This window comes from Streptomyces sp. NPDC005262, assembly GCF_042872425.1.
Lineage (GTDB): Bacteria > Actinomycetota > Actinomycetes > Streptomycetales > Streptomycetaceae > Streptomyces.
In genome coordinates, this window is record NZ_JBIAKK010000002.1 from 399,809 (window position 1) to 419,118 (window position 19,310).

17 protein-coding genes and 1 riboswitch are annotated in these 19,310 nt (G+C 69.7%); of the genes, 5 read left to right on the forward strand and 12 right to left on the reverse strand.

From position 1 onward, the window contains the following. Positions 1 to 254 precede the first annotated feature (254 nt). Together ACFYP5_RS07015 and ACFYP5_RS07020 are read left to right on the forward strand one after the other, a co-directional pair. Complete coding sequence (locus tag ACFYP5_RS07015; protein ID WP_389031652.1) at positions 255 to 2,051, forward strand: AMP-dependent synthetase/ligase; 1,797 nt, start codon at positions 255 to 257, stop codon at positions 2,049 to 2,051. A gap of 97 nt (positions 2,052 to 2,148) precedes the next feature. After that, positions 2,149 to 2,616: a spore-associated protein gene (locus ACFYP5_RS07020; RefSeq protein WP_389031655.1), complete on the forward strand. Its 468-nt coding sequence runs from the start codon at positions 2,149 to 2,151 to the stop codon at positions 2,614 to 2,616. Between the two features lie 48 nt (positions 2,617 to 2,664). Here ACFYP5_RS07020 and ACFYP5_RS07025 read toward each other — a convergent pair whose 3' ends face one another. Beyond that, positions 2,665 to 3,807 (reverse strand): glycosyltransferase family 4 protein, encoded by a 1,143-nt coding sequence (locus ACFYP5_RS07025; protein WP_389031658.1) that lies wholly within the window; start codon positions 3,805 to 3,807, stop codon positions 2,665 to 2,667. Positions 3,808 to 3,907: 100 nt separating this feature from the next. Between ACFYP5_RS07025 and ACFYP5_RS07030 the strand changes: the two genes are divergently transcribed. Further along, the gene (locus tag ACFYP5_RS07030) at positions 3,908 to 5,206 is read left to right on the forward strand and encodes a glycosyltransferase 87 family protein (RefSeq protein ID WP_389031661.1); all 1,299 of its coding nucleotides are present in this window, start codon (positions 3,908 to 3,910) and stop codon (positions 5,204 to 5,206) included. Here the strand turns inward: ACFYP5_RS07030 and ACFYP5_RS07035 are convergent. The 5 genes from ACFYP5_RS07035 to ACFYP5_RS07055 form a co-directional block, all read right to left on the reverse strand. Further along, on the reverse strand, positions 5,163 to 6,416 hold the full coding sequence (locus ACFYP5_RS07035; RefSeq protein ID WP_389031664.1) for a hypothetical protein: 1,254 nt from the start codon (positions 6,414 to 6,416) through the stop codon (positions 5,163 to 5,165). The genes ACFYP5_RS07030 and ACFYP5_RS07035 overlap by 44 nt on opposite strands. A gap of 17 nt (positions 6,417 to 6,433) precedes the next feature. Next, complete coding sequence (locus tag ACFYP5_RS07040) at positions 6,434 to 7,459, reverse strand: NlpC/P60 family protein (protein ID WP_389031667.1); 1,026 nt, start codon at positions 7,457 to 7,459, stop codon at positions 6,434 to 6,436. Between the two features lie 238 nt (positions 7,460 to 7,697). Next, the gene (locus tag ACFYP5_RS07045) at positions 7,698 to 8,723 is read right to left on the reverse strand and encodes an NlpC/P60 family protein (protein WP_389031670.1); all 1,026 of its coding nucleotides are present in this window, start codon (positions 8,721 to 8,723) and stop codon (positions 7,698 to 7,700) included. 283 nt (positions 8,724 to 9,006) lie between these two features. Beyond that, positions 9,007 to 10,368 carry an NYN domain-containing protein gene (locus tag ACFYP5_RS07050; protein WP_389031673.1) on the reverse strand — a complete coding sequence of 454 codons (1,362 nt, stop codon included), beginning with the start codon at positions 10,366 to 10,368 and terminating at the stop codon, positions 9,007 to 9,009. A 36-nt stretch (positions 10,369 to 10,404) separates the two neighbouring features. Beyond that, the gene (locus ACFYP5_RS07055) at positions 10,405 to 10,647 is read right to left on the reverse strand and encodes a hypothetical protein (RefSeq protein ID WP_389031675.1); all 243 of its coding nucleotides are present in this window, start codon (positions 10,645 to 10,647) and stop codon (positions 10,405 to 10,407) included. A 163-nt stretch (positions 10,648 to 10,810) separates the two neighbouring features. On the opposite strand from ACFYP5_RS07055, the gene ACFYP5_RS07060 reads away from it, so the two are divergent. Both ACFYP5_RS07060 and ACFYP5_RS07065 read left to right on the forward strand, forming a co-directional pair. After that, a complete protein-coding gene (locus ACFYP5_RS07060; protein ID WP_389031678.1) occupies positions 10,811 to 11,560 on the forward strand; it encodes a rhomboid family intramembrane serine protease in 750 nt (249 codons plus the stop codon). Next, the gene (locus ACFYP5_RS07065; RefSeq protein WP_005318592.1) at positions 11,557 to 11,838 is read left to right on the forward strand and encodes an Lrp/AsnC family transcriptional regulator; all 282 of its coding nucleotides are present in this window, start codon (positions 11,557 to 11,559) and stop codon (positions 11,836 to 11,838) included. Before ACFYP5_RS07060 ends, ACFYP5_RS07065 begins: the two co-directional genes overlap by 4 nt. A 250-nt stretch (positions 11,839 to 12,088) precedes the next feature. On the opposite strand, the gene ACFYP5_RS07070 is transcribed toward ACFYP5_RS07065, so the two are convergent. The 6 genes from ACFYP5_RS07070 to ACFYP5_RS07095 all read right to left on the reverse strand — a co-directional run bounded on the left by ACFYP5_RS07070 (position 12,089) and on the right by ACFYP5_RS07095 (position 19,197). Beyond that, positions 12,089 to 13,465: an aminotransferase class V-fold PLP-dependent enzyme gene (locus ACFYP5_RS07070; RefSeq protein ID WP_389031680.1), complete on the reverse strand. Its 1,377-nt coding sequence runs from the start codon at positions 13,463 to 13,465 to the stop codon at positions 12,089 to 12,091. A gap of 174 nt (positions 13,466 to 13,639) precedes the next feature. Then, positions 13,640 to 13,757, reverse strand: a riboswitch (SAM riboswitch). Positions 13,758 to 13,842: 85 nt separating this feature from the next. Further along, positions 13,843 to 14,907, reverse strand: a complete 1,065-nt coding sequence (gene trpD, locus ACFYP5_RS07075) for an anthranilate phosphoribosyltransferase (protein ID WP_313936917.1) — start codon at positions 14,905 to 14,907, stop codon at positions 13,843 to 13,845. A 123-nt stretch (positions 14,908 to 15,030) separates the two neighbouring features. After that, a complete protein-coding gene (locus ACFYP5_RS07080; RefSeq protein WP_389031683.1) occupies positions 15,031 to 16,656 on the reverse strand; it encodes a cytochrome bc complex cytochrome b subunit in 1,626 nt (541 codons plus the stop codon). Next, entirely contained in the window at positions 16,653 to 17,708 is a 1,056-nt protein-coding gene (locus tag ACFYP5_RS07085) for a Rieske 2Fe-2S domain-containing protein (RefSeq protein ID WP_389031686.1), read from the reverse strand. The genes ACFYP5_RS07080 and ACFYP5_RS07085 overlap by 4 nt, the downstream gene beginning before the upstream one ends. Next, positions 17,705 to 18,514, reverse strand: a complete 810-nt coding sequence (locus ACFYP5_RS07090; RefSeq protein ID WP_313936919.1) for a c-type cytochrome — start codon at positions 18,512 to 18,514, stop codon at positions 17,705 to 17,707. Before ACFYP5_RS07090 ends, ACFYP5_RS07085 begins: the two co-directional genes overlap by 4 nt. A gap of 62 nt (positions 18,515 to 18,576) precedes the next feature. Next, on the reverse strand, positions 18,577 to 19,197 hold the full coding sequence (locus ACFYP5_RS07095) for a heme-copper oxidase subunit III (protein WP_030933584.1): 621 nt from the start codon (positions 19,195 to 19,197) through the stop codon (positions 18,577 to 18,579). Positions 19,198 to 19,310: the final 113 nt, after the last annotated feature.

Below are 19,310 nucleotides of genomic sequence, written 5' to 3' on the forward strand. Positions count from 1 at the left end.
CGGCATGGGTAGAGCCGCCGGACCTGCGGTTACTTCCTGGTCGTGACCCGAGTGCACTACTGTGCGCGCAAGGACCACCAATATGTGTGACGCATAAAACATCTGGCCGGAACCCCCTATCCGGAACCGAGTACTGATGGGTAACGTCCGGGCAGTCCAGTCGTGCTCACCCCACTGAGTACCCGCCAATCTTGGACCGCATCCGGTGCGTCACACAGTGCCGTGGCACCGGAGCCCGATGAGGAGCAGCAGTCTTGCGCGAGTTCAGCCTTCCGGCCCTGTACGAGGTCCCTTCGGACGGCAACCTGACGGATCTCATCCGCCGCAATGCCGCGCAGCATCCCGACGTCGCGGTGATGAGCCGCAAAGTGGCAGGCGTCTGGACCGATGTGACCGCCACCCAGTTCCTGGCCGAGGTCAGAGCCGCCGCCAAAGGCCTGATCGCCGCGGGCATCGAGCCCGGCGACCGGGTCGCACTCATGTCCCGTACCCGTTTCGAGTGGGTCCTGCTCGACTTCGCGATCTGGACCGCCGGGGCGGTCACCGTCCCGGTGTACGAGACCAGTTCCGCCGAGCAGGTCCAGTGGATCCTCGGCGACTCGGGCGCGGTCGCGGCCCTCGTCGAGAGCGACGCGCACGCCGAGTCCGTCACCTCCGTGCGCGACCGGCTGCCCGGCCTGCGCAACGTCTGGCAGATCGACAGGGGCGCGGTCGACGAGCTGACCGCGGCCGGCGCCCAGGTCTCGGAGGAGACCGTCGACCTGCGCAGCACGAGCGCCAGGGCCGACGACCCGGCGACCATCGTCTACACCTCGGGCACCACCGGCCGCCCCAAGGGCTGTGTGCTCACGCACCGCAGCTTCTTCGCGGAGTGCGGCAACGTGGTGGAGCGGCTCAGGCCGCTCTTCCGCACCGGCGAGTGCTCCGTTCTGCTCTTCCTGCCCGCGGCCCATGTCTTCGGGCGGCTGGTCGAGGTGGCGTCGGTGATGGCGCCCATCAAGCTCGGCTGCGTCCCGGACATCAAGAACCTCACCGATGAGCTGGCCTCGTTCCGGCCGACGCTGATCCTCGGTGTGCCGCGGGTCTTCGAGAAGGTCTACAACTCGGCGCGCGCCAAGGCGCAGGCCGACGGCAAGGGCAAGATCTTCGACAAGGCCGCGAACACGGCGATCGCGTACAGCCGCGCTCTCGGCACCCCCGAGGGCCCGTCCATCGGCCTGAAGTTCAAGCACAAGGTGTTCGACCGGCTGGTCTTCAGCAAGCTGCGGGCTGTGCTCGGCGGCCGCGGCGAGTACGCGATCTCCGGCGGCGCGCCCCTGGGCGAGCGGCTCGGACACTTCTACCGCGGCATCGGTTTCACGGTGCTGGAGGGCTACGGCCTCACCGAGACGTGCGCGGCCACCGCCTTCAACCCGTGGGACCGGCAGAAGATCGGTACGGTCGGCCAGCCGCTCCCCGGATCGGTCGTCCGGATCGCCGACGACGGCGAGGTGCTGCTGCACGGCGAGCACCTGTTCGCGGGCTACTGGAACAACGAGGCGGCGACGGCCGAGGCGCTGGCCGACGGCTGGTTCCACACGGGCGACATCGGCACCCTCGACGAGGACGGCTACCTCGCGATCACCGGCCGCAAGAAGGAGATCATCGTCACGGCGGGCGGCAAGAACGTCGCACCCGCGGTGATCGAGGACCGGATCCGCAGCCACGCCCTGGTCGCCGAGTGCATGGTGGTCGGCGACGGGCGGCCGTTCGTCGGTGCGCTGATCACCCTGGACGAGGAGTTCCTCGGCCACTGGGCCGAGGAGCACGGCAAGCCGGCCGGCTCGACGGCGGTGTCGCTGCGCGAGGACCCGGAGCTGCTGGCCGAGGTGCAGCGGGCGGTGGACGACGGCAACGCGGCGGTGTCCAAGGCGGAGTCCGTGCGGAAGTTCCGCATCCTTGCCTCGCAGTTCACCGAGGAGGCCGGCCACATCACGCCGTCGCTGAAGCTGAAGCGGAACGTGGTGGCGAAGGACTTCGCGGACGAGGTCGAGTCCATCTACCAGCGCTGACCGGGTCGTTGGCCGAAAAGCTGGCCTTGTCCCCCGTGCGGCGGCGGTGCAAGGGTCGGGATCACTCGAACTGATCCGCTTCCCCAGGGAGACCCCTGTGCGTGCTGCCTTCCAGCGGGCCGGTCTGGTCGTGGCCGTGGCAGCCTCCGCCTTCATGGCGGTGCCTGCCACGGCTGATGCGGCAGTGGCCGCGGCCAGTCCGACCGCGGTCTGCGGGGCCGACGGTCACAGCTACTCCGTCGTCGCCTCGTCCCCCGTGAAGTTCAGCGGCGGCACGGTCGCCGGCACCGTCTACCTGCTGTACAGCAGCGGGAACGGCAAGAACTGTGTCGTGACGGTCAAGACCTCGTACACGGGCACGGCCACCTTCACCACGGCCCAGCTCATCATCCAGAACGGCAACACGTACGTCGACCAAGGCAACTACACCAGCTACGCCGGGCCGGTCCGGGGCAGCGCCGCGGGCAAGTGCGTGAAGTACTGGGGCTCGATCAACACCGGGCCGGACGGACAGGCCGGGGCCAACGCCAGCGGCGGTCGCATGAGCTGGGGCAACTGCGGCTGAAAGCACGGCGATGCCCGGCGCGTCCTGCGCCGGGCATCGCCGTGTGTCTCACAGCAGCGTTCTGAGCCGCTCAGCCAGCAGGTCCCAGCGCCACTTCTCCTCGACCCAGGCCCGCCCCCGCTCCCCCATCCGCTGCCGCAGCTCCGGGTCGCCGAGCAGGGTGGCGATCCGGTCGGCGGACTCCTCCACGGAGCCGCCCCGCACCACCCAGCCGGTCTCGCCGTCCAGTACGGCGTCGGGGGCGCCGCCCGAGTCGCCCGCCACCACCGGCAGTCCGGTCGCGGACGCCTCCAGGTAGACGATGCCGAGGCCCTCGACGTCGAGGCCGCCGCGGCGGGTGCGGCACGGCATGGCGAAGACGTCGCCCGCGCCGTAGTGGGCGGGCAGCTCCTCCCAGGGCACGGGTCCGGTGAACCGTACGGAGTCGCTGACGCCCGTCTCCTCGGCGAGCTTCTTCAGCTCCTTGGCGTACGGTCCGCCGCCGACGATCAGCAGTACGGCATCCGGCTCGCGGGCCAGGATCGCGGGCATCGCGAGGATCAGGGTGTCCTGACCCTTGCGGGGCACCAGCCGCGACACGCAGACGACGACGGGCCGGTCCGTGAGCCCGAGCCGGGCCCGGACCCGGTCCCCGCCGGAGTCCGGGTGGAAGGTCTTCTCGTCGACGCCGGGCGGCAGTTGGACCATGCGGCCCGCGGCCTCGGGGGTGAGCGCGGCCGCGATCCGGGAGCGGGTGTACTCGCCGAGGTACGTGATGGTGTCCGTGCCCTCACCGATCCGGCGCAACAGCTGCCGGGACGCGGGCAGTTGGGCCCAGCCCGCCTCGTGTCCGTGGGCTGTCGCGACCAGGCGCCGGGCACCGGCCCTGCGCAGCGCAGGTGCCATCAGCCCCAGGGGGGCGGCGGCGCCGAACCAGACGGATGTGCAGTCGTGCTCGCGCAGCAGCTCGACCGCGCGCCGGGTCACCCGCGGGGTCGGCAGCAGCATCGTCGTACGGTCACGGACGACGGTGAACGGCTGTTCGGCGTCGAACGCGGCGGTGGCCGCGAGGCCCTCGGGGCTCCGCTTCCAGGTGGAGGCGTAGACGACAATTTGTCCGGGGTCCAGGCGCAGCGCCATATTGTGCAGAAATGCCTGGATGCCGCCGGGTCGGGGCGGGAAGTCATTGGTCACGATCAGCGTCTTGTCCATCGCCGCTGACAGTACCGAACAGCTGGGCCTGATGGCTCCCGCACAGAGACGCCGTGCATCATGGCTCATCGAGCCACCGGCGAAGGGAATGAGTGCGGCCATGACGGCAGCAGGCGGCACCGGCAGATTTCTCGCACCCGTGGCGGTATGGGCCCTCACCAGGGCCGTGTTGCTGCTCTGCGTCCTGAAGGTCATCACACTGCCGGGCCCGGACGTGACGAGTGACGTCTCGATGATCTACCACGGCTGGTCCGAGGTGCTGAAGAGCGGTACGTACCCGCAGTCCGACGTCACCTGGCAGTACCCGCCCGTCGCGGCGCTCGCCATCCTCTCCCCCGCGCTGCTCCCGTTCCTGGACTACACCTCGGCGTTCTTCGTCCTCGTGTGCCTGTGCGACGCGCTGGTGCTGGGCCTGCTGCTGTACGCGGGCCGGCAGGCCGGCAGGCGGACGGCGGGCAGCTGGGTCTGGGTGGCGGGGGTGCCGCTGCTCGGCACGACCGCGTACGCCCGCTACGACGTGATGGTGACCGCGGTCGCGGTGGCGGCGCTGCTGGCGGGGGCGCGGCATCCGCGGGTGCTGGGGGCGCTGGCCGCCTTCGGTGCGCTGCTGAAGGTGTGGCCGGTGCTGCTACTCATCGGCACGGCGCGCGGGGAGCACACCCGCCGCTCGTGGACGGCGGCCGCGGTGACGGCGGCCGGTCTGCTGGTGGCGAGTGCGGCGGCGATGCCGGGTGCGCTGGCCTTTCTCGGCTTCCAGCGTGACCGGGGCACCGAGGTCGAGTCGCTGGGCGCCCTGGTATTCCATGTGGCGCGGCAGTTCGGCTGGCAGGGCCGGGTGGAGCTGCACTACGGATCGCTGGAGTTCCTCGGTCCGCATGTACCGCTGGTGAGCACGCTGGCGCTCGGTCTCAGCCTGATCGCCTGCGGCTGGCTGCTGGTGTGGCGGCTGCGGGCCCGCACGTCCGGGGCGAGCACCACGGCCGAAGCGGCGTTCACCGCGGTCCTGCTGTTCACGACGACGAGCCGGGTGATCAGCCCCCAGTACATGCTGTGGCTGGTCGGTCTCGCGGCGGTCTGCCTGGTCTTCCGGTCCGGCCGGATGGGATTGCCGGCCGGACTGGTACTGGCCGCGACGGGCGTCACGCAACTGGAGTTCCCGCTCGGGTTCATCCACGTGGTGACCAGCGACGCAACGGGCGTGACGCTGATGTTCGTACGCAACGGCCTGCTGGTCGCGGCGACCCTGGTCGCGGCGAGGCGGCTGTGGCTGCGGACGGTGACCGAGCCGGGGAGGCCCGAGCAGCCGGTGCCGGTCCGGCCGGTCCGCTACCGCGGGTCCGGGCCGGCCGAGGACGTCACCCGAGACGGGACCGCAGATACTCCCGCCAGCGCGCCGTGAAGTCCTGCTCGGTCGTGCCGAGCACCTCGTGCAGGGCCTGCTCCACCGCTCCGTCCCGCCCTGAGTGCCCCCCGACGGACCGGTAGAGGGCGAACAGCTTCTTCTCGCCCCAGTGGTCGGCAATCAGCGCGCAGGCCAGCCAGCCGCCCTCGTACGCCCTTGCGAGGCGCCCCGAGTCGCCACCGAAGCGGAAGTCCTCGTCCGTGGGGAGTGCGGCGGGCAGCTCGCCGCTCCGGACGGCTTCCGCCAGTTCCGGCGCGGCCTGTGCGGGGGTCCGGTCCTCGGCACCGTAGGCCGCCCAGTCGGCGAAGCCCTCCGAGAGCCAGGTCGGGGTGGCGGCGGAAGTACGGGCGCGGGAGGCGACATGGGCGGTCTCGTGGGTGAGGACCACCCGCTGTCCGAACGTGGCGAGCATCGCGTACGCCTGCGGGTTGACGATCACCCGGTCCGCGAGCGTCCGGCCCGGGCCGCCGGTCTTCCCGGTGGTGACGGCCGCGATGCCCCGGTAGTTGGCCACCGGTGCCCCGAGCAGCCCGGCCATGTCGTCGACCGTCTTCGGCACGACCACCACCACACGGGCAGCCCAGCGCTCCGGCCAGGCGGCGGAGACGGCGGGCACCGCGCGGTCCTCGGTGTCCGCGATCCGCCGCAGCTCCTCCCGCGTGCGGCCGACGCCGAGGACAAGGCTGTGCGTGCCGCGTACGACCCGCACGTCGCCCTGCTGCCACAGCTGCCGGCCGCCGTCCTTCCCGGCCCGGTCGGCGGCGATGTACCAGCGGCCGTCCGCCCCGTGCCGCTCCAGGTCGAGGACCCGGCCGGTGGTGACCGGGGCGCTGTCGTAGCCCGCGATCCGGTACCGCAGTTCGACGTCGGCGGTGGCCCTGGCGGCGCCGTGCTCGCGCACGTCGGTCACTTCGTACGTCCACGAGCTCAACGGCACGTCGGCGAGGTTGGCCAGTTCGCGGCGCTGGGCCGTCCGCAGCCCGGTGGCACGGGGGACGACCGTGGCCGCATAGGCGTCCGGGTCGTGGTCCAGGACGGCGGCGGCCCGGCGGTCCAGGGTGGCGCGGACGTCGCGGACCGTCGTGTCGGGGGACGTGGCGGCGGGGGCCGTGCAGGCGGACGCGAGCAGCAGAGCGGCGAATGCCGCGCCCGCCGCGCGCCACCGTCCGTCACGTCCCCGCCCTGCCGTACGCCCCTGATCAGCCACCCGGTCGAGGGTACGGGTCAGATACGGGTGACCGACGAGACGGGCATCATGCCGACCGGGTCGTAGCGGACCGGGGCGCCCGGGTACGGGGCGTGGATCACCTGGCCGTCGCCGACGTACATCCCGATGTGACTGGCGTCGGCCCGGTACGCGACCAGGTCGCCTGGGCGGGCCATGGAGAGCGGCACCATGTGTCCGGCGTACCGCTGGGCCTGGGAGGTCCGCGGCAGGCTGACACCGGCCTGGGCGTACGCCCACTGCATCAGCCCGGAGCAGTCGAACCCCGCAGGCCCGTTGGCACCCCAGATGTACGGGCGTCCGACGGCATGCCGGGCCGCCGTCACGGCGGCAGCCGCCCGGGACGAACCCGGCGGCAGATCGGTCATGCCCGGGAAGACGTCGTCGCGGCCGCTGCGCGAGGCCCGGCCGAAGGCCGCCCGGTCCGCGCCCGGCAGCGAGCTCAGCAGCTGCCGGGCCCGCTCGAGCTTCTGCTCGACGGTCCGTTTGTGGCGGACGGCGGCGGCCCGGGTGCGCTCCAGACCGGCCAGCGAGCGGGCGGCCTCCGCACGGGCCTGTGCGAGCCCGCGCCGGGCGCGCTGGAGCTTCTGCAGAGTGCTCGCCCGACGGGCGTTCAGCCGGTCGAGCGTGGCCGCCCGGTCGAGGTAGCTGTCCGGGTCCGAAGAGAGCAGCAGGGCGAGCGAGGGATCGACGGAGCCTGCGCGGTACTGCGCGGCGGCGGCGGAACCGACGGCGGTGCGGAGCCGGTTGATCTGTTCCTGGTCGCGGGCCGCCCGCTCCTGGGCCCGGATCACCTCGCCGCGCAGCCGCTCGGCGTCCTCCCCGGCCTTGTTGAACTGCTCGGTGGCGCGCTCGGCCTCGCCGTACAGCCGGTCGACCTCGGCCTTCGCGGTCCGGGGCGTGTCCTGCGGTTCGGCGTTCGCGGTCGCCGCCCCCAGTGCGCCGGCAGCGGTAGCCGCCGACAGGACTGTGATCCGGACGCGCCGGTTGACGCCGGGCTGTGTGGAACGGCGATGGGACACCACAGGACGCCGCACTCCCTTCCGCTCTACGCAGAGGTGCGCAACCCCCTGCCGCCCGGGGCGGGCGGACCGACGGACGGGAGCTGCACAGCAGCCAGACAGTAGTCGCGCGACTACGGAGCGCCCAACGTCCTCGGCGGCCGGGTGAGGGGTGCGAAAGCCGCCGCCCCGCCGGTGACCTGTGGTCTCCGGCGGGGCGGGCAGTCGGCAGGGGCGTGGGAATTCGCCCGTTCGGGCGTCGTCAGATGCGCACGCCGACCTGGAAGCTGCCGATGGTGTTCATCGACTCGTAGCGGACCACCGCGCCGGGCTTCGGGGCGTGCAGGACGGTGTTGTTGCCGGCGTACAGACCCACGTGCGCCGTGTTGTTGAAGAAGACCAGGTCGCCCGGCTTGAGGGCGCTGCGGCCTATCTGGGTGCCCTGGTTGATCTGGGTGTACGTGGTGCGGGTGATCTGGGCACCGGCCTGGGCGTAGGCCCACTGGGTGAGGCCCGAGCAGTCGTAGGAGCTGGGCCCGGTACCGCCGGAGACGTACGGCTTGTTCAGCTGGGTGGCAGCGGCCTGGAGCGCGGCGGCACCCAGGGCGGAGGCGGGGACCTCGTTGCCCAGATCGACCCGGTCGCCGGCGGCGCGGCTCGCACGCAGGTCGTCCTGGCGCATCTTCTCGCGCTCGGCTGCGGTCAGGGTGTTGAGCAGGCTCCGTGCCTCGGCGAGCTTGCCCTGGAACTTCTTCTTGTTCTCACCCAGCGCCTTGCGGACGTCCGCGAGGTCGGCCAGCTTGTCCTGGGCCTCCTTGCGCTGCTGCGCGAGGGCCCGCTGCTTCTCCTGGATCTTCTCCAGGGACTCGGTCTGCTTGGCCGTCAACTGGTCGAGGGCCGAGGCCTCGTCGAGGAAGTTGTCCGGGTCGGAGGCGAGGAAGAGCTGCACGGACGGGTCGATGCCACCGGAACGGTACTGAGCGGCGGCGAGCGAACCGAGGCCGCTGCGGAGCGTGTTGAGCTCCTCCTGGCCGCGGGCCACCTTGTCCTGCAGCGCGCCGATCTGCTTCTCGAGCTTCTCCTGCTGCTCCTTGGCCCCGCTGTACTTCTCGGTGGCCGTCTCCGCCTCGTGGTAGAGCTTGTCGACCTTCGCCTTGACCTCGCTCTTGGTCGGCTTGGGGTCGGCGTGGGCGGCCTGGGAGGTCAGGGCAACGGCCGCGGCGGCGGTCGCGGTGAGCACGGTCACGCGGGTGCGGCTCGGCTGCTTGGGACGACGGTGGGACGCCACGAAGGCGAGCTCCTTCTTCCTCGAGCCGCCTACCGGGCTGTGGGGGATCGGATCCCCGGCTCCGTGCACGTCACGGACTCGGCGGTTCCTTCGCTGCCACCCCGGATGGGTGATCAACCGTGCGAAGGTTCGAGGCCCGACCTTAGTGACCATCCTGTGATCAGTTCAAATCCTCACAAGAAAAATCTCGCCCCAGCAGTCACTTCTTTACTCACATCACACCGCGTGTAGCGGCAGCTTGACGGTCCGTTCCATAAATTCCGGCAAGTCGCCACAACTGGTATCAGACGCGCGAAAGCCGCTTCAGGAGCAAGACGGACGCAACGGGTCTGGCCCCCGCCTTCGCGACGCCGTCCGCCACCTCGCGGTCGGTGGAGACCACGACGACGGGCCTGCCCGGCGGTTCGGCGCGGGCCAGTTGACGGATGAGCTCGTCGGCGGTGACACCCGGCTTGCTGAAGAGCACCCGCACCCCGCGCGGCGGTGCGAGCAGCACCGGAGCGGCCAGTTCGGCCCCGTCGAAGACGCAGGTCATCTCGGCGCCGGACTGCGCCGCGAGCACCGCGAGGCCGCCCAGCAGCCGCAGCCGCTGCTTCTCCAGCGGCAGTTGCGGATAGCCGGTCTTGGTGACGTTGTAGCCGTCCACGATCAGATGTGCCTGCGGCAGTGCGAGCAGCTGGTCGAGCAGGGCCGGATCGGTGTCCGAAAGCGCCCTGGCGGCAATGTCCTTGGGCGACATCGCACCGGGCTCGACCGCGTCGACACTGTCCGCGGGACGGATCGACGAGGGCGGCAGGGCCAGTTCGCGGCGCAGCCCGCGGGCCGCGTCGAGCATGGTGTCGAGCAGCAGCCGCAGCCGCATGTCCTCGACCGAGCGGCCCTCCCTGGCCGCCCTGCGGCTCGCCTCGACGGACGCCTCCGCCTCTCCGAGCCGGGCCCGCAGCCGCCGGGTCTCGCTCTCGGCCGCGGAGATCCGGGCGGCCGCCTCGGTCCGTACGGTCTCGGTCTCGGCCTTGCCCCGGCGCACCGCGGCCTCACCGCGCTTGACCTCGTTCAGGGCGGAGCGCAGTTTGCGCTGCAGCGCGTCGGCTTCCTTGCGGGCCGCGTCCAGCTCACCGCGGAGCCGTTCGGTCTCGCTCCTGGTCTGGGTCCGGGCCTGGGCGAGTTCCTCGCGCAGCCGTTCCAGTTCGCGCCGGCTCTCCTCGTCGGCCCGTTCGGCGTCGGCCCGCTGGACCTCCTCACCGGATGCGGCGACCAGCTTCACCCAGCCGACGGGGCGCAGCACATAGGCTGCGGCGGCCACGTCGACGGGGTCGGCGGCAGCGGGCGGCGACCCTGCCTCCACAGCCGTGGTCAGCTCGGGCTGGGACTCCCGGAGCCGTTCTCCGATGCGCTGACGGAACAGTGTGTCGCTCTCCAGGGCGGCCGCCATCGCGTTCCCGGCGAACTTGGCGCGCCGGGTCGGGGTGAAGCGGGCGTACTGCCTCAGCTGGGCCGGGAGTTCGGTGACCGTGAGGCCACCGAACGCGTCCGAGACCAGCGCGACGACCCGCCGCCGTACGCCTTCGGGCAGCGGGCGGTCGAGCGCCTCGACGGCGTCGCCGGCTCCATCTGCCGGTTCGGCGCCGCTAGCGGGCTGCTCCACGATCCGTCACCCCAAATGTCTGTCCGCACGGCCCCGTCAGGAGTCGGCACCCGGCCTGTCGACTAGTTCGATCTGGTCCAGCGCGTTGCACCAACGGCACCGGACCGACTCGATGGTCTCACTGACCACCTCGCGCTCTTCGACGGTCGCCTCTCCCGCGAGGTCCAGATGCACGTATTCGACGACCTTGGACGAACGCGTCACGTCGAAGCGCGTGAGATTCCCGCAGAGCGTGCAGCGCCAGCGGGTCCCGTCGGTCGGCTGGGGAACCGTCGTCATCGTTGCGTCCTCTTTCGTCGAGCGTCGTGCTGCTGCCTGCCAAGGATCTCGCGGTGCGCCGTCGAACTGCGGATGTCCTGCTGTAACCCTACGGCCTCGTGCATACCCATCGGCACGGCGAGGCGGTCTGCCCCGTTCCATCACCTTGCGTCATGCTCTGTTCATGATCGAACGGCGGGTTGTGAAGGATGGACTGACCGGCAGGCTCCTGCGCGCCGCCACCGCGGGCGGTGCCCCGGTGACGTACGCCCTCATCGGCCTGTGCTGCGCCATCTTCCTGATCAGCCCGCTCTCCGGGTTCAACCCCACGTACGGCAGCGCCGACACCCTGCTCGCGGCCCAGGCCGGGTACTTCGAGCGCTGGGGGGTGATCCCCACCGAGCTGTGGGGCGGCTCGGCACACGCCCTGCTCACCCCGCTGACCGCACTCTTCGTGCACGGCAGCTGGCTGCATCTGCTCGGCAACATGCTCTTCCTGTACGTCTTCGGGGCGATGGCCGAGGAGCGGATGGGCCGTGCCGAGTTCGCCTTCTTCTATCTCGGCTGCGGCTACCTCGCCCTGCTCGCGTACGCGGTGGCGCACGCCGACTCCGACCAGACCCTCGTCGGCGCCTCGGGGGCCATCTCCGCGGTGCTCGGGGCGTTCCTGTACCTGTTCCCCCGGGCCCGGGTCACCAGCCTCTTCCCGTTCCTGCTCTTCCTGCCCCTGCGCTTTCCCGCTTGGATCGTGCTGATCTTCTGGTTCGCCCTGCAGTGGATGGCGGCGCAGGGTGCGGGCAGCGGGCCGGGGGTGGCCTATCTCGCCCACGTGGTCGGCTTCGCCACCGGCTTCCTCTACGCCTGGGGGCGCTACCGCGGTGGGGCTAGAGTGAAGACTCCAGCCACGGCCACCGAGGGAGAAAGCCAGCCGTGATCACCGCGATCGTGCTCATCAAAACCAGCGTGGACCGGATTCCCGAGATCGCCGAGTCCATCGCGGCGCTGGACAGCGTCAGCGAGGTCTTCTCGGTCACCGGTACGTACGACCTGATCGCCATGGTCCGGGTGGCCAAGCACGACGATCTGGCGGACGTCATCCCCGGTCGGATCAGCAAGATCCCGGGCGTCGAGGGCACCGACACGCATGTCGCGTTCCGTACGTACTCGCAGCACGACCTGGAAGCCGCCTTCGCCATCGGCCTCGACGCCTAAGGGCTGTCCCGCAATCCCTGGCGGGCGCACGACGACAGCTACGACACCTCGCCGCGTTGTCGGAACGCCTGAAACCGACCGGTATGGGGACGCCCCTCCGCCTCGCGATGCGCCGCATCCGACGCCGCCGCTGATCCACCAGGGATTGCGGGACAGCCCTTAGGTACACCACATCACGGCGTAATACTTCGGCCGGGGACGGGCAGCTGCCCGTCCCCGGCCGAAGTATTACGACCCCGGCTCCCGGCCGTCAGACCTGAGTCGTGCCCCGGTCCGGGACGCAGCGGCCGTCCTCGGTGCGGTACTTCCACCGGGCACCCTCGCTCACCAGCTCCTTGACCGCACGGACGAAGCGCTCGATGTGCTCGTCCGGCGTGCCGGCGCCGAAGCTGACCCGGATCGCGTTCAGCGAGCGCTCGCCGGGCTCGGCCTCCGGCGCGCCGCACTCGCCCGGGTCCTGCGGGTCGCTGCCGAGCAGGGTGCGCACCAGCGGGTGGGCGCAGAACAGTCCGTCGCGTACCCCGATGCCGTACTCGGCGGAGAGCGCCGCGGCGAAGTGCGAGCTGTTCCAGCCCTCCACCACGAAGGAGATGACGCCGACCCGGGGTGCGTCGTCGCCGAACAGCGACAGCACCTTGACCTGGGGAACCTCGGCGAGGCCCTCGCGGACCCGGGTGACGAGCTGCTGCTCGCGGGCGACGAGGCGGTCGAAGCCGGCCTCGGTGAGCGCCTTGCAGGCGGAGGCGATGGAGTAGACGCCGATGACGTTGGGCGAACCGGCCTCGTGCCGGGCGGCGGTGGAGTGCCACTCCACGTCCACACCGCCGTCGGTGCGCCGGGCGACCTTCCGGGAGGCGCCGCCACCGGCCAGGTACGGCTCGGCGTCCTGCAGCCAGTCGGCGCGGCCCGCGAGGACACCGGAGCCGAACGGCGCGTACAGCTTGTGCCCGGAGAAGGCCACCCAGTCGACGTCCAGCTCGGTGATGTCGACCGGGTGGTGCGGCGCGAGCTGTGCGGCGTCCAGCACGATCCGGGCACCGTGGGCGTGGGCGGCTGCGGCCAGCTCCTTCACCGGCCACAGCTCACCGGTGACGTTCGAGGCGCCGGTGACGCAGACCAGCGCGGGGCCGTAGGGGTCACGGCCGGCGAGCGCCCGCTCCAGCGTCTCGACCGCCTGGGCCGGGGTGCGGGGAGCGTTGAGGTAGGTGACACGGGCGTCGCGCCAGGGCAGCAGCGAGGCATGGTGCTCGGTCTCGTACACGAAGACCTGACAGTCGGCGGGGACCGCCGCGGCCAGCAGGTTCAGCGAGTCCGTCGTCGACCGGGTGAAGATCACCTGGTCCTCGGGGCGGCAGCCGAGGAACTCCGCAACCGCCTTGCGGCTGTTCTCGAAGAGGTCCGTGGAGAGCTGCGAGAGGTAGCCGGCGCCGCGGTGGACGCTGCCGTAGTACGGGGCGTACGCAGCGACGTCGTCCCACACCCGCTGCAGCGCCGGGGCGCTGGCCGCGTAGTCCAGAGCGGCATAGGTGACCTCTCCGCCGGTAACCAGCGGAACAGTCACGTCCTTGCCCAGAACGGGCAGCGGGGAACAAATGGAGCGGTCGACGGCAGCGGTGACAACAGACATGGCGAACTCCCGTATGGGGCAGGCGAATTCACTGCGCCGGCGGGTACGCGGCAGCGCAGGAGGAAGAAAAGGGGTGCGGAGAGGGGCCGGAACGGGCCCTATCGCATTCGCTTGCTCACAAGAGGCTCCTTGAGGACCAGGACCCCAGGGATATGACATTCACAGATGTCGAGGGGTCCGCGCTTGCCGCAGACCTCGCTGCCTACGGCCTGGTCTTCACCCGGGGCACCCCGCCACGGACGGAGGGTTGCCGGACAGCGGGCCGGGGCCGTAGTCGCTGTCACTCATGACCTGTCCAGCATCCTGCCATACGTGTGTCGACGCGCAAGGCGCAGTCCAAGATCTGGACTGCGCCCCGGCTCGTATTTCCCGTTCGGTCAGGCGTTGCTGACCGTCACCCAGCGCTCCAGCGCCGCCCGGGCCGCACCCGAGTCGATGGACTCGGCGGCTTTGGCGATCCCGGCGGCCAGCTGCTCGTTCAACGTGCCCTCACCCGGGTCCAGCGCCACCAGCGCCGCCGCCGAGTTGAGCAGCACCGCTTCGCGTACCGGACCGGTCTCACCGGCCAGCAGCCGGCGGGCCACATCGGCGTTGTACGAGGCGTCGGCGCCGCGCAGCGCCTCGACGGGGACCAGCTGGAGGCCGACGTCGCGCGGGTCGAAGGCCTCCTCTCGCACCTCGCCGTCCCGGACCACCCAGATCCGGGAGGTCGCCGTGGTCGTCAGCTCGTCCAGACCGTCGTCGCCGCGGAAGACCAGCGCCGAGTTGCCGCGCGCAGCGAGCACGCCCGCGACGATGGGGGCCATCTTCAGGTCGGCGACACCGATGGCCTGGGAGCGCACCTGGGCCGGGTTGGTGAGCGGACCGAGGATGTTGAACGTGGTCTGCGCGCCGAGCTCCTTGCGGGCCCGCGCGGCGTACCGCAGGGCGGGGTGGAACTTCACCGCGAAGCAGAAGGTGATACCCGCCTCCTCCGCCACCTCGACGACCCGCTGCGGGGCCAGCTCCAGATTGACCCCGAGCTTCTCCAGGACGTCGGAGGCGCCACTGGCCGAGGAGGAGGCGCGGTTGCCGTGCTTGACGACCTTGGCTCCGGTGCCCGCGACGACGATCGCGGACATCGTGGAGATGTTGACCGTTTTGGCGAGGTCGCCGCCGGTTCCGACGATGTCGACCGTGCGGCCCGGCACCTGGATCGTGGTCGCGTGCTCGTACATGGCGCGGACGAGTCCGGTGACCTCGTCGACCGTCTCGCCCTTGGCGCGCAGGGCGACGGCGAAACCGGCGATCTGCACGTCGGTCGCCTCGCCGCTCATGATGTTGTCCATCGCCCAGGCGGTGTCGTCGGCGGTCAGGTCCTGGCCGCGCAGCAGAGCGTTCAGTACGCCGGGCCAGGAACGAGCCGCCACGCTGTCGCCGCCGACCGGGGTCACAACGTTCATGGTCCGCTCCTGGGGGTCCACAGCCGAAAAGGGTATGGACCCACCCTATCGAGCGCCCGGGACAGCAAAGAGCCCCGTCCATCGAATGGACGGGGCTCCCGCTGTGGCGATCAGTTGAGGCGATCAGTGGTGGCCGTGGCCGCTGGTGATCTCCTTGTACTCCTCGACAGTGGGCTTTTCGATCTGGTTGTGCTCGCCGAAGTAACCCTTACTGAGCTTGGCCCGCAGCTTCTGCATCGCGGGCACCTTGCGCTCGACACCGTTCTCGTCGACCGTCGGGCCGATCTCGACCGGCTTGTACTGCTCGTGCGCGGTGAGCGTGTGCAGCTGCGCGGGGTTGAGCGGCTCGTGGATCTCGACGAACTCACCGTGCGGCAGGCGCTTGATGATGCCGGACTCGCGTCCGTGCAGCACCTTCTCCTTGTCGCGGCGCTGAAGCCCGAGGCAGATCCGCTTCGTGACGAGGAACGCCAGGACCGGTCCCACGAAGATGAAGATCCGGACGAACCACGAGATGGAGTTCAGCGAGAGATCGAAGTGCGTGGCCCAGAGGTCGTTACCACCGCCGATGAAGACGATGATGTACTCCGTGATCCAGGCGACGCCGAAGGCCGTCCGGGTCGGGGCGTTGCGCGGGCGGTCCAGGATGTGGTGCTCGCGCTTGTCCCCGGTGATCCAGGACTCGACGAACGGGTAGACCGCGATCACTGCCAGCACCAGGCCGAAGGCCATCAGCGGGATGAACACACCCAGGACGAGCGTGTGACCCCAGAGGTTGATCTCCCAGCCCGGCATCACTCGGATCAGACCCTCGGCGAAGCCCATGTACCAGTCGGGCTGGGCGCCGGTGGACACCTGGTCCGGACGGTACGGACCGATGGCCCAGATCGGGTTGATCGAGGCGATCGCCGCGATGACCGCGATGACACCGAAGACCAGGAAGAAGAAGCCTCCGGCCTTGGCCATGTAGATCGGCAGCAGCGGCATACCGACGACGTTCTTGTTGGTGCGGCCGGGACCCGCGAACTGCGTGTGCTTGTGGAAGAACACCAGGATCAGGTGGGCGACCACGAGGCCGAGCATGATGCCCGGCAGCAGCAGGATGTGGATCGAGTAGAACCGGGCGACGAAGTCGCCGCCGGGGAACTCTCCGCCGAACAGGAACATCGAGATGTACGTGCCGACGATCGGCATGGACAGGATCGCGCCCTGGGTGAAGCGGACACCCGTACCCGAGAGCAGGTCGTCCGGGAGCGAGTAGCCCGTGAAGCCGGTGAACATACCCAGCACGAACAGCAGGAAGCCGAACAGCCAGTTGATCTCACGCGGCTTGCGGAACGCACCCGTGAAGAAGACGCGCATCATGTGCACGAACATGGCGGCGAGGAAGATCAGCGCGGCCCAGTGGTGGATCTGGCGGACCAGCAGACCACCGCGGATGTCGAAGCTGATGTCCAGCGTCGAGGCGTAGGCCTCGGACATCCGGATGCCCTGCATCGGCTCGTACGAGCCGTGATACACGACCTCGTTCATGCTCGGGTGGAAGAACAGCGTCAGATACACACCCGTGAGGATGATGATGATGAAGCTGTAGAGGGCGACTTCACCGAGCATGAAGGACCAGTGGTCCGGGAAGATCTTGCGCATGTTGGCCTTGGCCAGGGAGTAGATCCCGAGCCGGCCGTCCGCCCAGTCGGCCACCCGCTCGCCGGCGGGCGCCTTGCGCTTCGTGTCGGTCGCAGTACTCATCCGCGCTCCCAGAATGCAGGACCGACGGGCTCTTCGAAGTCACCGAGCGCCTCGAGGTTGCCCTCGCTGTTCACACCGATCCGCAGCTGCGGAAGGGAGTGACCGGCCGGACCGAAGATGACGCGGGCGCCGTCGGAGAGGTCGAAGGTGGACTGGTGGCACGGGCAGAGCACGTGGTGCGTCTGCTGCTCGTACAGGCTGATCGGGCAGCCGACGTGGGTGCAGATCTTCGAGAAGGCCACGATGCCCTCGTGGGCCCACTCGCGCTCACGCTTGTCCTTGATGTTCTCCGGCTGGATACGGATGATCATCAGCGCAGCCTTGGCGATCTGCGTCTGGAAGTCGTGAGCGTCCTCCGTCAGGCCCTCGGGCATGGCGAAGGTCAGCGAACCGACGGCGACGTCCTCGGGACGCAGGGGCTCCATCGTGTTCATGTTGATGAGCTGCTTGCCCTTGGACCACAGGGTCTGACGGAGCTTCTTCTCCGGCAGCGGGCCGAGGTCGCGCAACAGCATCACGCCGGAGAGCGGCACCAGGGCCAGCGCACCGAACAGGGTGTTGCGGATCAGCTTGCGCCGGCCGAACGCGGACTCCTCGGCACCGGCCGCGAAGTCGGCGAGAACCTTCGCCTTGACCTCGGGCTCCGCCTCGATGGCGTGCCGGTCGTCGGCGACTTCCTCGTCGGACATCAGGGTGCGCGCCCAGTGGACGGCGCCCGCGCCGATCGTGAAGAGAGCCACGCCCAGGGTCAGCCCGAGGGAGAAGTTGAGCGCGCTCACATGGCCGAACGGCCAGATGAACACGATCTTGTCCACCGGGAAGATGACGTACGAGGCGATGAAGCCGACGGTCGCCAGCATGGACAGCACGAACAGGAACGCGACCGTGCGCTCGGAGCGCTTCGCGGCCCGTTCGTCGATGTCCTGGATGCGCGGCCGGTGGGCCGGCAGCCCCGGGTCGGCGAACGGGTCGTCCGCGCCCTCTACCGCGCCGTGCGCGGTCTCCTGCTCAGCGGGCAGGTTCTCTTCTGGAATCTTCTCTTGGCTACTCATGACTTCTTGGCCTTAGCGGTGTGGGCCGCGACCCAAACGGCAACTGCGACGAGTGCGCCCAGACCGAAGATCCAGGCGAACAGACCCTCGCTGACCGGACCGAGCCCGCCCAGCTTGAGGCCACCAGGGGTCTCGGACTCGGCGCTGTTCACGGTCTTGACGTACGCGATGATGTCCCGCTTCTGCTGCTCGGGCATCGTCGAGTCGGGGAAGGACGGCATGCTCTGCGGGCCGGTCTGCATGGCCTCGTAGATGTGCTTCGGGTCCACGCCCTCAAGGCTGGGCGCGTACTTGCCCTTCGTCAGGGCACCGCCCTCGCCGGTGAAGTTGTGGCACTGCGCGCAGTTGGTACGGAACAGGTCGCCACCCTTGGCGATGTCCGCACCGTCAGGGCTGACCTGGTCCTCGGTCGGCACGATCGGGCCGGCGCCGAGCGACGCGACGTACGCCGCGAGCTGGTCGATCTCGGCCTGGGTGTAGATGACCTTCTTCTTCGGTACCTGGGCACCCGGCTGCTGGGCCGGCATGCGGCCCGTGCCGACCTGGAAGTCGACGGCGGCGGAGCCCACGCCGACCAGGCTCGGCCCGTCGGACGAGCCCTGACCGCCGGCTCCGTGGCAGCTGGCGCAACCGACGGAGTACAGCTTCTTGCCCTCATCGATGGCGAGGGACTGGGCGGTGTCGTCGGCCTGCGCCTTGCTCGCGGGCGCAAACGCGGCGTACAGCCCCCCGGTAGCCGCCAGCGCGAGGAGTAGTACGACGACCGCCGCCAACGGATGGCGTCGTCGTGCGGAGAGCTTTTTCACGGATTACCCCGGTGTCAGGATCTTCTGCGTCGATGCTGGATGTGGTTCGGGTTCGAGCCCGGTTACTTGATCATGTAGATCGTGGCGAAGAGGCCGATCCACACGACATCGACGAAGTGCCAGTAATAGGACACGACGATGGCAGCGGTCGCCTGTTCATGGGTGAATCTCTTGGCTGCGTATGTCCTGCCCAGTACGAGCAGGAAGGCGATGAGACCGCCTGTCACATGCAGACCGTGGAAGCCGGTGGTCAGGTAGAACACCGAGCCGTACGGGTCGGAGGACAGCGAGAGGCCGTCCTTCTTCACCAGCTCGGTGTACTCGAAGACCTGGCCTCCGATGAAGATCGCACCCATCACGAACGTGATCACGAACCAGGCACGGAGCTTCTTCACATCGCCCCGCTCCGCGGCGAAGACGCCGAGCTGGCAGGTGAGGGAGGAGAGCACCAGGATCGTGGTGTTCGTCGCCGAGAACGGGAAGTTCAGGGCGGAAGCCATTTCCTTCCAGTGGTCGGGTCCCATCACCGATCGGAGGGTGAAGTACATCGCGAAGAGGGCCGCGAAGAACATCAGCTCGGAACTCAACCAGATGATGGTTCCGACGCTGGTGAGGTTCGGTCGATTGACCGACGGGTGCGCGTGCCCGGTTTCTACTGTCGTTGCTGTCGCCACGACCGACATTATGTCGGTCGCTTATCCCGCCCTCACTCCGGGGGGTGCCGTTCGGTGTGTCAGCAGGGTGTGTCCTGCCCGAACGGCCCATCGAATCGGTGTCATTACCGGTGCTGACAGGC